At 64.6% G+C, this 12,253-nt stretch carries 4 protein-coding genes and 3 tRNA genes; 2 read left to right on the top strand and 5 right to left on the bottom strand.

Features of this window, described 5'->3' with window-relative positions; genetic code table 11:
• Positions 1–22: 22 nt before the first annotated feature.
• On the top strand, positions 23–727 hold the full coding sequence (locus V5B40_RS23910) for an SDR family NAD(P)-dependent oxidoreductase (RefSeq protein WP_434735909.1): 705 nt from the start codon (positions 23–25) through the stop codon (positions 725–727).
• Between the two features lie 82 nt (positions 728–809).
• Positions 810–2,309, top strand: coding sequence for an LTA synthase family protein (locus tag V5B40_RS23905; protein ID WP_332356895.1), 1,500 nt, complete (start codon positions 810–812; stop codon positions 2,307–2,309).
• Here V5B40_RS23905 and V5B40_RS23900 read toward each other — a convergent pair.
• The 5 genes from V5B40_RS23900 to V5B40_RS23880 form a co-directional block, all read right to left on the bottom strand.
• Positions 2,264–3,610: an aminotransferase class I/II-fold pyridoxal phosphate-dependent enzyme gene (locus V5B40_RS23900; RefSeq protein WP_332356894.1), complete on the bottom strand. Its 1,347-nt coding sequence runs from the start codon at positions 3,608–3,610 to the stop codon at positions 2,264–2,266. The two genes, V5B40_RS23905 and V5B40_RS23900, sit on opposite strands and share 46 nt — an antisense overlap.
• A gap of 1 nt (position 3,611) precedes the next feature.
• Positions 3,612–11,324, bottom strand: coding sequence for a type I polyketide synthase (locus V5B40_RS23895; RefSeq protein WP_332356893.1), 7,713 nt, complete (start codon positions 11,322–11,324; stop codon positions 3,612–3,614).
• A gap of 394 nt (positions 11,325–11,718) precedes the next feature.
• Positions 11,719–11,794: transfer RNA gene (locus V5B40_RS23890), tRNA-His, on the bottom strand.
• Between the two features lie 11 nt (positions 11,795–11,805).
• Positions 11,806–11,882: transfer RNA gene (locus tag V5B40_RS23885), tRNA-Arg, on the bottom strand.
• A gap of 61 nt (positions 11,883–11,943) precedes the next feature.
• Positions 11,944–12,020 (bottom strand) — tRNA-Pro (locus V5B40_RS23880).
• Between the last annotated feature and the right edge of the window lie 233 nt (positions 12,021–12,253).

The raw sequence follows: 12,253 nt of genomic DNA, 5'->3' as shown, positions 1-12,253 counted from the left end.
CGGCATCGGCGGCGCACTGGCGATGGTTTATGCCGAGGCGGGCAGTACGCTGATCCTGCAGGGGCGCAATGCTGCGCGACTGGCAGAGTTGGCGGCGGCTTGTGAGTCGCGCGGTGCTCGGCTGCTGACACAGGTGCTCGACCTGCGTGATCGCCAGGCACTGGCGAACTGGCTGCGCGACCTTTGTCGATCAGAAGAGCTCGATCTGGTGATCGTCAACGCCGGCGTAAACACCAACATCGGGCCAGCCGGCGCGGGCGAACACTGGCCGGATGTCGAGGAACTCATCGAGGTGAACGTCCTCGCAGCCATGGCCACGGTCGATGCGCTACTGCCGGCGATGCGCGCCCGCGGGCAAGGGCAGATCGCCCTGATCAGTTCGCTGGCCGCCTATTACGGGCTGCCGGTGACGCCCAGCTACTGCGCCAGCAAGGCGGCGATCAAGACCTATGGTGAAGCGCTACGCGGCTGGCTCGCCAGGGAAGGGGTGCGGGTGAGCGTGGTCATGCCGGGCTATGTCGAATCAAAAATGTGCCGCGCGATGCCGGGGCCGAAGCCTTTTCTGTGGACCCCGGAACGAGCGGCGCGCACCATCCGGCGCGGTCTGGCACGCAATCAGGCGCGCATCAGCTTTCCGTTTCCCCTCAACTTCGGGACCTGGTGGCTGTCGGTCCTGCCGTCGGCGGTCTCGCAACGCATTCTGCGCCTGCTCGATTACGGTGGCTGATTCCTTCTGGTCGGCGGTAGCCCCGTCGGCGCTCGCTGGCGCAGGCCTTTGCCTGCTGCTTGAACGCTTATTGAGGCCACCTGTGCTGCCCTTCTGGAAGCGGCCTCTGGCAGCGCTGGCGATCCACCTTGGCGTTTGGCTGAGCTTGTTTACCTGCCTCTTGCTGGTTCTCCAGCGACCGCTTTTTGCCGCCAGCGCGCTGCTCGCCGGGATGCTGTTTCTGGTGCTGGTCAGCAACGCCAAATACCACGCCTTGCGCGAACCCTTCATTTTTCAGGATTTCGAGTACTTCAGCGATGTCTTCAAGCATCCCCGCCTCTACCTGCCCTTTCTCGGCGCAGGGAAGGCGGCCCTTGCCGTGCTGGCGTTTGGCGGCGCTGTCTATGCGGGATTGGCCTTGGAGGAATCCCTGTTGCTGGCACTGTCGGTCGGCGATTTTCTGACCGGGTCGGCAATGCTCGCGCTTGCTGCGGGCCTCGTGCTGTGGTGGGCAGCGCGAAGCAAGCTGGTGGTGACATTCGAAGCGGCAAACGACCTGTGCCGGCTGGGCCTGCTCTGCGCCATGTGGCGATACGGAGAGGAGGAGTTGCTGCCTTGCCCGTTGCGTTCGCCGTTTGACGGCGGGAGTGCAGGCTCGACGAATGCCACGAACCCAAGCAGCGGCGGAGCCGCGCACCTGGTTGTCGTGCAGAGCGAATCATTCTTCGATCCGCGCCGGCTCGACGCGGGAATCCGTTGCGACGAGGTCCTGCGAGAGTTTGACGCTTTGCAGGCTGAGGCAGCTTGCAGCGGACAACTCGAGGTCGCTGCCTGGGGCGCCAATACCGTGCGCACCGAGTTTGCTTTTCTTTCCGGACTCGCCGGCGAGGCACTGGGGGTGCATCGCTTCAATCCCTATCGCCGGCTGGCGCGGCAGGGGGTGGCGACACTGGCCAGCTTTCTGCAAGCCCGCGGTTACCGGACCCTCTGCGTCCATCCCTACGCGGCGAGCTTCTACGACCGTCACAAGGTCTTTCCACGCCTTGGCTTCGATGAGTTCATCGATATCCGCAGCTTCGCGGGCGCAGCAAGGAGTGGGCCCTACGTCGGGGATCTGGCCGTCGCCGAGAAAGTCTGCTCATTGCTGAAGAGTGCTGGCGAGCAGCCACTTTTCGTCTTTGTCATCAGCATGGAGAACCACGGGCCCCTGCATCTCGAGAAAGTGCGGCCTGATGAGGCGGAGCGCTTCTATTCAAGGCCGCCACCGGCTGGCTGCGACGAGCTGACCATCTACCTGCGTCATCTGCGCAATGCGGACCGCATGGCGGGCATGCTGCGCGCCGGGCTCGAGGCTTTGCCGGGCCGCAGTGGCCTGTGCTGGTACGGCGATCACGTGCCGATCATGCCGGATGTCTACCGGACCCTGGGCGCGCCCGCCGGGCAGACCGATTACTTCATCTGGCGGAAAAACGGTCAGCCGAAGCCGGGGATACGCCGCGATTTGAAGGTCGAGGACCTGGGCAGCCTGTTTCTGCAGGAAACGGGCTTGTTTACTGCTCAGAGCCTGCCGAGCTCCTCGGCCAGGGCATCGACGGTCTGCTGAAGCTGCAGCTCGCTATGCTCGCAGGAGATGAAGAAGCGTAAGCGGGCGGACTTCTCCGGCACTGCCGGGTAAAGGATCGGCTGCACATTGATGCCGCGCGCGAAGAGGGCGGCTGCCAGGCGTGCGGCCTTGATCGAACTGCCGGTAATTGCCGGAATCACCGCGAAGCCGGCGCAAGTCCCGGTATCAATGCCGGCTGCTTTGGCTTGCGCCAGGAAGAAGCGACCGCGTGCCTGCAGTGCGGCGACGCGCTCGGGCTCGGCTTGCATTACCTGCAGCGCGGCAAGCGAGGCCGCGGCAACCGGTGGCGGCATGCCGACGCTATAGAGAAAGCCGGGCGCCAGGAATTTGAGGTGTTCGACCAGCGCGGCTTCGCCGGCGATATAGCCGCCGCATCCGGCCAGGGCCTTGCTCAGAGTCCCCATCCAGATGTCGACGTCGGCGCTCTGCAGGCCGAAGTGCTCCCTGATGCCGAGTCCCGTGGCGCCCATGACGCCGAAGGAGTGGGCTTCGTCGACCATCAGAAAGGCGCGATGCTTGTTCTTGATGGCCACGAAGCGGGGCAGGTCGGGATAGTCGCCATCCATGCTGTAGATCCCTTCCAGGACGATCAGCACTCTCTGGAAGTGCTGGCGTTCCTGGTTGAGAATGGTATCCAGTGCCTGCGGGTCATTGTGCGGAAACGACAGGCGGCGGGCGCCGGAGAGGCTGATTCCCTGCACGACGCTGTTATGGATCAGCTCGTCGTGAACAATCAGATCCGGAGCGGCGAAGAGATGGCCGATGGTGGTGACGTTGGCGGCGTGGCCGCTGACGAAGGTGATCGCATCGTCGGTCCCGTAAGCGCGGGCGATGGCTTCTTCCAGCTCGCGGTGCACCGCTCGCTCACCAGAGACCAGGCGGCTGGCTGAAACCGAGGTCCCGTAACGATCGATCGCCTGCTTGGCGGCGTCGGAAACCTCGGCCTTTCCCGAGAGCGCGAGATAGTTGTAGCTCGCGAAGTTGATGTAGTCGCGGCCATCGATGCGTGTGCTGGCCCCAGCGATGCCTTCGTGGAGTTTGAAGAAGGGGCTGTCGATGCCGAGGCGCGTCGCGCCTTCGCTGATGATACGAATCTGCTGATAGCCGGGATGCAGGTGAAAGCGATAGTGCTGCTCTGGGGTGGTGGCACCGCTGGGCGTCCGCGTCGGGGCGTCGAAGTTCTTCCCTTGATCGGCCTGGCGGAGCCGGCGCTCGAGCGCCTGCTGGATGAGCTTGTCCTTGATCTGGGCGGTGAGCCCTGGCAATCCTTTGCGTACCATCCTAGTCGATCGCCTTGACAGTCGCAGCGGCGGTCGCAGCAGCCCGCGCGGTCTGCAGGCCCCTGGCCACCCCGGCGATCACTTCGGGCGAAGCGTCGGCGCCCTGCTGCCTGGCGACCTCTTGCGTCTGTGCAAGCAGCACCGCTTGCTGATCCGACTCGCCCGCGTCGTCGGCTCCACGCAACTGCTGGATCACTCGCGCCGCCAGTTTGCTGATCGTCGGACTCTGGCTCAAGGCCATTACCGGCAGGCGAATGCCGAAACGAGATTCCAGGGCGATCATCAGTTCGACGCCCATCAGCGAGTCCAGGCCCATGTCGTAGAGCGAACGCTCGGGGTCGATCCTGTCTGCGGCAACGCGCAGGATCTCACCGATTTCGTTGCGCAGGATGTCCGAAAAAGCCGCCAGAAGCTCCTCATCCGAGAGTTCGAGGAGCAGCCGCTGAATGTCTTCCGAGTGATCCTCCTGTCCGTCGCTGTCTTCGGCGTGCCAGGCCAGTTCCTGGAATTTTGGACTGCCGGCGCTCGGCAGCAGGCGGCTGAGCGCATGCCAGTCAAATTCGAGCACCGCCAGTCCGGAGCGATCGGCGAGCAGCATGCCTTCCAGGGCGTCGAAAGCGGTTGCCGAGTGGAGGGCGCCGCCACCCATGCGGCTTTGCAGGGCGTCCTTGATTTTTTCATTGCGGGCCAGGAAGCCGACGTCGTCGATCGGGCCCCAGCCGACACTGGTGGCGCACAGACCGAGCGCGCGGCGATGTTCTGCAAGCGCTTCGAGGAAGGCGTTCGCCGCTACGTAGCTGGCTTGTCCAGGATTTCCGAAGACGGTGGTCGCCGATGAAAAGAGAACGAACAGGTCGAGCGGGTAGGCGCGCGTCAGCTCGTCGAGGTGGCGGGCACCGAGGATCTTGGGGGCGAGCACGCGGCGCATCTGCGCGGCATCGAGATTGCGCACCAGCCCATCATCGATGACCGCCGCGGCATGGACCACTCCTTTCAGCGGCGGCAGGCTGCGCGCCGTTTCCGTCAGCAAGGCCGCCAGTTCGGCGCGCTTGCTGACGTCGCAGGCCGCGGCGTACACGCGTACCCCTTGCATTTCGAGGCGTGCAATGGCGCTGCGGGCTTCGTCGGATTGTTCGGATTGCGGACCAGTACGGCTGATCAGGATCAGCTGGCGGGCGCCTTTGCTGGCCAGCCACTCGGCCGTTCGCAGACCGAAACCCTGCAGGCCGCCGGAAACCAGATACGAGCCGTCGGCCGCCAGCTGCAGGTGCCGACGCGTTGCCGCTTTCGGCAGATACACGTCGTTGATGCCGTGACGATAGGTGATGACGATTTTGCCGATCTGGCGTGCCTGTTGCATATAGCGGAAAGCGTCGACCACGTCTTCGGCTTCGAAGGCGCGATAGGGCAGGGGGTGGAGAACGCCATCGGCAAACAGCGCCATGATCTCGGCGAAAAGGCGGCGCGTCAGATCGGGGTGGACCAGCATCAACTGGTCGGCATCGATGCCGAAATAGCTGATGTTGTTGCGGAAGGGACGCAGGCCAATCCTGGTGTTTTCGTAGAAGTCGCGTTTGCCCAGTTCAAGAAAGCGACCGAAAGGTTTCAGGACCTGAAAGTTTCGGTTGATGGCTTCGCCGGCCAGTGAGTTGAGGACGACATCGACGCCTTGCCCGCCGGTTTGGGCCATGATCTGGTCGGCGAAAGTCAGCGAACGCGAGTCGAAAATATGATCGACGCCGAGCAGGCGCAGGAAATCACGCTTCTCGTCGGAGCCGGCGGTGGCGTAGATTTCGGCGCCGAGCCACTTGGCGACCTGGACGGCGGCAATGCCGACGCCGCCGGCGGCGCCATGGATCAGCACCTTTTCGTCGGGCTGCAGGCGTGCCAGATGATGCAGAGCGTAATAGACGGTGAAGAAGGTGCTGGGGATCGTTGCCGCAGCTTCGAAGGAGATGTCGGGGGGCAGATGGGAAATGGCCGCGGCCTGGGTGACCACCCGGTTGCCGAAGCTGGACGGGCCGAAGCCGACGACCTCGTCGCCGGCATTGAAAATGCTGTCCTCGCTGCCGGTACGGCTGACGACGCCGGCAAATTCGAAACCAAGCGTTGGCCCAGCAAAGCCGTTTTCGATGGCTTCGTCGGAAAGCAGCCCGAGTGCATACATGACGTCGCGGAAGTTCAGACCGGTGGCGCGCACATCGACTTCGATCTCGCCGGGTGCGAGCTCACGGCGCGGGTGCGCTTCCCAGCGCAGATTCCGCAGTTGTCCGGGAAGCTGGAAGCCGAGTGACACGCTGGGCTGCTCCAGGGCTTCGTGTACCTGCCCGTCAGGGCGCTCCTCGATACGCAGGCGCAAGGCGTAGCGCTCACCACTGGAGCTCAGCACCACCTCCTGCTCGTCATCCGGCTGCTCGAATTCCTTGTCCAGCGCCGTCACTGCCGTTTCGACGCTCAGCGGCGTTTGCAGGTCAATCAGGCGGATGGCACAGTGGTCGGTCTCGTTGAGCATCGTCCGGCCAAATCCCCACAGCGCGCTGTCCGCGGCGAGGTGTGCCGCGGGCGTCGCGCCGGTGGTGGGCAGCAGGCAGCCGGCAGCATTGGCCGTAATCAGCCAGCAGGTGGTTTTGGTTTGCGTGCTTGCACAGGCCTGGAAGATGTCCGCGGCTGTCGCGCAGCGGGCAAGCTGACGCTCGAAAACCTTGTCGGCGGCGTCGGCAAGCGCGTCGTCTGGCTCGGCAAGGATGCCGGCGAGGTGGACGATGCCGTCGAGTTCGCCGTAGTTGGCCGTGGTTTCACGGAGCAGGGCTTCGATCCGCGTGCTTCCGCCGGCGCGGGCCTCGATGACCAGATCGCCGCGCGCTTGCAGCTTCTTGGTCAGCTGGTCGGAAAGTTGCGCCGAAAAACCATCCGCATCGGCAAACAGGATCCAGCTACGCAGGGTCGACCGTGGCGTGTCGCTTGGCGACGCGTCGCTTGCGCTGCGCTGGCCGAGCAGCAGGTAGGGACCGGACAAGGTGTCTGGCGAGAACTCGAAAGGCTCGCTCGCCGAAAAACCAGCTGTCTGCAGTTGCTGTTGCCAGAAGTGGCTCGGCCGTTGACTCGACAGCCAGCGACCGCTTTCCGGTTGCGACCAGCCCGCCCGTTGCGCGCCAAATACGAAGTCGATCCAGCGCGACGGGTGCTGGCCGACGACGATCAGCGAAGCGCCCGCAGCGAGGCGGCTACGCGCGTGATCAATAGCCTGGAGGGCCTGCTCGACGCTGCCGAAATCAAGCACGACGATGGCCAGTGCGCAGCTTTCGGCACCTCCTGTGCCATGGCCAGCGGCTTCCGAGGAGCCACCAATGAGCTGCGTTGCGATGGCTGGCGAGCACTCCTTCAGTTTGCCGGCCACCTCGTCCAGAGTGCTCGCCGAAGTCGTGGCGAAGCAATAGTCGGCGCGGTTGAAGTCGAGGGCGGTGCACGCGTCCATGACGAATGCTGGCGCGCCTGCGCTGATCTCGACGATGCCCAGGCGCCGCCCGGCGGGCAAATCCTGCAATCCCCGGCCAATCAGTTCGCGCAGCGCGTGGCCGATCTGCTGCTTGCCATTGGTCCCGAGCACCTGTCGCAACAGCGTTGCCAGCGACGACTCCTGCGGGCAGACGTCGCGCAGCGTCCGCTGGCCGGCGAGGAGCTCGCCGAGATGCATGCCGACGAGCCCGACCGAATGCACGATCTGAAAATAATCCGGATCGTCGGCGACCAGGCTGTTCCAGATATCCTGTGCTGAGGACTGGTCGCGCTGATCCGGGACGATCTCCCAGCCATCGGCGGTAGTGGCCAGAGAGCGATCGTCCTCGGCCAGCGACAGCAGTTGCGCCAGATACGGTTCGAGCTCGGGGGTGGCGGCCTGGCAGGCGCGGACGGCATGCAGCGGCAGGCTGTGCCCATCGGGCGAAAGTCCTTGCAGGGCCAACCGGCCGAAGCGGCTGCACAGAGTGTCGAGCAGCGGATCGACCTCTTCCGAATAGCGGCGATGGCTTCCCTTCAGCGCCGCCCGTCTGACCAGGTCAGAGAGCGCAGCTCCGACGCTGGCGTAGGCGATGCTCGGGCTGGCAGCGGGCGTCAGCCGGTGCGGCCTGGGGGTGGCGTGGTAGGCGAGGCAGCGCAGTTGGTCGGCGGCATTGCGGCTCAGACGCACACTGCGGAAGCGGACGTCGCTGACGACGGCGATGGTGCTCCCATCGGCCGCGAAAATCGCGAACTCCGCTTGCAGCGAACGTGAGCTTCGCCTGAGCAATGTTGCCCGCACATGGCTCGGCCTGGCCAAGCCGCTGCGCAGTGCGATGCGGCCCATGCGCACGGGCACGAAAGCCAGTCCGGCGTGCGTTTCGAGGGCGTTTTTCAGCAGCTGAAAAATGAGTTGGAAAGCGCAATCCAGCAGCGCCGGATGGAGGTGGTGCGAGGCCAGTTGGTTGTCGACGCTGGTCGCGATCCGATACACCGCGAGGACCGAGTTTCCCTGTACCCAGCCATGTTCGAGGCATTGGAAGGCCGGGCCATAGGCGATGCCAACGGCGCGCGTCAGTGCCGCGTGGCTGCGGCCATCAAAATCCGGGGCCCGGTTGGGCAGAGCAGGCCCTCTCTCGCGCAGCAGGATGTCGCCGGTGTCGTGCAGCAGGCGCGCCGTTGTGTGCAAGGTCCAGGGATCGCTGGCGAGTTGCTCCCGGCTGGTAATTGTCAGGCTGCCGTCCTGCGGATTGATCGTCGTGCGCACACTTGTCGAGCGCTCGTCGCTGAGCACCAGCGGCGTACGGATTTCGAGATCTTCGATGGCCGCGACCGCCTCCGGATGCCAGGCCGCAGCGGCCGCCAGAGCGATCTCGGCGAAAGCCGAACCCGGGAAAACAGTGGCCTCACCAACGACATGGTCGGCGAGCACCGGATACAGTTGCGTATCGAGCTCGTTTTCCCAGGTCAGCTCGTGCTGGGGCAGCGGATAGCCGAGCAGCGGGTGCAGCTTGCGCCGATAAATCAGTCCTGCCGATGCCGCCGTCACCGGATGCCAGTGGCGTTCTCGCTGCCAGGGATAGCTGGGTAGCAGCACGAAGCGACCCGGTTGCGGGAAGAATTGCTGCCAATCAGGGTCCGCTCCGGCGATGATCGCCTGGCTGGCCGCACCCCAGACGCTTTGTGGCGAGTCGTCGGCAAGGCGGAGGGTGCCGATCACGCGGCCCTCGATCGCCCGCTCGTTCAGGCAGTCGCTGAGGTAGCTGCGCAGGATCGGATTGGGGCCGATTTCGACGAAGATGTTTGCGCCGTCATCCAGGATGGCGTTGATCGCCGACTCGAAGAGCACCGGTTTGCGGATATTCTGCCACCAGTATTCGGCGTCGAGCCGGCGGCCACTGAGCCGCTTGCCGCTGACCGTAGAGTAGAAGGCTGGTTCACTTTCACGCGCACTGTCGCGCGGCGCAAGTTCCGCCAGCACCGCCTTGAGCTCGACTTCAATGCCGTCCATGGCCGCGCTGTGAAACGCGTAATCGAGGTCCAGCCGTTTGTGAAAGACGTTTCGCGCTTCCAGGGCAGCTTCCAGAATGGCGAGCTGCTCGGGGTCACCGGCGATGGTCACGCCGCGCGCGCTGTTGACACTGGCAATGGCGAGCAGCGCTTCGAGGCCCAATTCGGCGAGCAGGGCCTGGGCGGCCTCTTGCCCCAGGGCGATGGCGCACATCTGTCCCTGGCCCTTGGTCGTTCCCTGCAGGCGGCTGCGCTGGTAGATGACGTGCACGGCTTCGGCGAGGCTTAGCACGCCTGATGCCCAGGCGGCCGCCACCTCACCGACACTGTGGCCGGCGACGACGGTCGGCGCGAGCCCGCGCTGCGCGAGCATGCGCGTGATTCCCACCTGCATGGCGAACAGCGCTGGCTGGGCGATTTCAGTCCGCTCGTAACGGTTTTCTTCGCTGTCGCCGCCGGCAAGTTCGTCTTCCAGCGAATAGGCCGCATGACCACGGAAGAGGGCGTCGACCTCGCGGACCGCGGCGCGGAACACGGGTTCTTCGCTGAGCAGGCGCTTGCCCATACCCGCCCACTGCGAGCCGTTTCCCGTGTAGATGAAGGCCAGGCCCGCCGGCTTTGCCAAGCCGCTGCCGGTCGCCACCGTCGCTGCCCGGCTCGCCGCTCTTGCCTGTTCGTCTCCCTCGGCGAAGTCGAGCAAAGCCGCGGCGATGGTCGTCGCATCCTGGCCGAAAACGATGGCCTGCTGCGGGTGCCGCTCACGACGGAACGCCGCGCTATAGGCGACGTCGTAGAGCGCGTTTTCCGGCTGTTCTGTCAGGAAAGCGGCGAGCTCACCTGCCGCTGCCTGCAGCGCCGCGCTGTCACGCGCCGAGACGATCAGCGGTAGCAAGCCTGCGGCCGATGTTTGCGGGGCCTTGGCGTCGGCTGGCGGAGGGCTTTCGAGAATGACGTGGGCGTTCGATCCACCAAAACCGAAGGAGTTGATGCCGATGATCAGCTGGCCGGTCTTCTTCAGCTCCAGCGGCCGGGTGACCACTTCGATGTTCCACTCGTCAAGCTTGATGTGCGGATTGGGGGTTTCGACGCCGATGGTCGCCGGGACCACTCGATGCTTCATGCAGTGCAGGGCTTTGACCAGGCCGGCGACGCCGGAGGCGGTTTCAAGATGGCCCAGATTGCTTTTCACCGAGCCGATCGGCAGCGGCTTGCCGAGCGCGCGGCGCTTGCCCAGGGCCTCGCCGATGGCCAGGGTTTCGATCGGGTCGCCGACCGCCGTGCCGGTGCCATGCGCTTCGAGGTAGTCGATCGCCTGCGGATCAATCCCGGCCTGCGCGTAGGTCTGTTCGAGCAGCGCCGCCTGTACGCGTGGGTTTGGAACCGTCAGGCCCGATTTGCGGCCATCGGTATTGACCGCCGAGCCGGCCACGACGGCCAGGATCGGGTCGCCGTCGGCGAGCGCCTGAGCATAGTCCTTGAGCAAGAAGACGCCGCCGCCTTCCGAACGCACGTAACCGTCGCCGGAAGCATCGAAGACGTTGCAGCGGCCGCGCGGGGAAAGCATCGTGGCCTTGGCAAAAACCAGGAAGCCGTAGGGATGGAGATGCAGGCTGATGCCGCCAGCAAGCGCGTGCGTGCTTTCCCCGGAAAGAATCGAGCGACAGGCCTGGTGGAAGGCAACCATCGACGACGAGCAGGCGGTGTCGATGGCCATGCTCGGCCCGCGCAGATCGAAGACGTAGGAGATACGGTTGGCGGCAATGCTGGCGGTGTTGCCGGTAGCCGTCGTCGAGTCGATGACGGCGAGATCGTCGGCCAGGCGATAGGAGTAGTCGGCGCTGGCGATACCGATGTAGACGCCGCAACGGCTAGCGCGCAGGGAGGACGGCTTGATTCCCGAGTTTTCGATCGCTTCCCAGCTCATTTCGAGCAGCAAGCGTTGCTGCGGGTCCATCAGTGCAGCTTCGCGCGGCGAAATTCCGAAGAAGGCCGCATCGAAGGTCGCGATGTCGCCAAGTGATCCTGCGGCGAAAGTGTAGCTGGTTCCCGGATGGTTGCGGCGCGGATGCAGGAAGCTGTCCTGCGCCCAGCGCCCGGGATCGACCTGAGTCACGAGATCTCGACAGTCGAGCAGGTCTTGCCAGTACTGGCTGGTACTTGTTCCCGGCATTCGGAAGGAATAGCCGGTGATGGCCACGCGCCCGGTCATTAGTGGTCTCTTCTCCGTTGCTGTCAGCGATTCCCGAAGTGCCCATTCTGGCCGCTCCGAGAATTGGGGTGGGGACGGTCAGTGCTGGCGAGCTTTACACGCCCGGCTTGCCGGCAGAAGCGCCATACGCTCGCGGTGAGCGGAGGAAGGGCGCAAGCGATGCGGGCGTGTGGCGCGTCCGGGCCGAGTCGGAAGTCCGGCCATGAGCGTTAGCGCCATGATTTCCGGCATGCGCGTGCGGCACGAAACCGGAAGCCAGTCCCGGGGGGAGAGGAGTTGTCCGCGGTTGAGCGCAGCGCCTTCTGTTGGTCGCTGAGCCGAAGCGGTGCCGCGACAGGAGACGAGAGCTGGCGACAAGTAACGACTCCCTGCTGGTTTCGACTTTTCGAGTGATTGGGGCGATGTACGGGGCTCGAACCCGTGACCACTGGAATCACAATCCAGTGCTCTACCAACTGAGCTAACACCGCCACTGATGATCTGGCGCGCCCGGCGAGACTCGAACTCACGACCCCCGGCTTAGAAGGCCGGTGCTCTATCCGGTTGAGCTACGGGCGCCTGTACGAGGGTTCCTTTGCAGGACTTCCCGCGGGTACTGCCTTGGTGCTACTTGTACCACTGGTCGGGGCGGTGGGATTCGAACTCACGACCCTCTGCTCCCAAAGCAGATGCGCTACCAGGCTGCGCTACGCCCCGAGGAAGCGCGCATTCTACAAGCTGGCATCACGGCGGTCAATGAGGTCCGGCGTGAATTTGATGACGGTGCAAGCCGCCAGGATTTTCGGCATGCAGCCGCAGGATCCGTGGTGCTGGCTTTCCTCCCGGGCAGATCGGCGTTGGCCTTGACAGTGCCCGGTTGGCGAAGATGATTGCGGCGAAGAAGCGGTCCGAACTTGACCCCGCTTTCCGGCTGCGGTATATCCCTCAAA

The sequence above is a fragment of the Candidatus Accumulibacter meliphilus genome (assembly GCF_036625345.1).
Taxonomy (GTDB): Bacteria; Pseudomonadota; Gammaproteobacteria; order Burkholderiales; family Rhodocyclaceae; genus Accumulibacter; species Accumulibacter meliphilus.
This window is presented reverse-complemented; position numbering and strand designations above follow the sequence as displayed.

Coding starts and splice junctions, on each gene's coding strand:
- V5B40_RS23910 (WP_434735909.1), top strand. CDS start 23: ATGGTTTATGCCGAGGCGGGCAGTACGCTGATCCTGCAGGGGCGCAAT.
- V5B40_RS23895 (WP_332356893.1), bottom strand. CDS start 11,324: ATGACCGGGCGCGTGGCCATCACCGGCTATTCCTTCCGAATGCCGGGA.
- V5B40_RS23900 (WP_332356894.1), bottom strand. CDS start 3,610: ATGGTACGCAAAGGATTGCCAGGGCTCACCGCCCAGATCAAGGACAAG.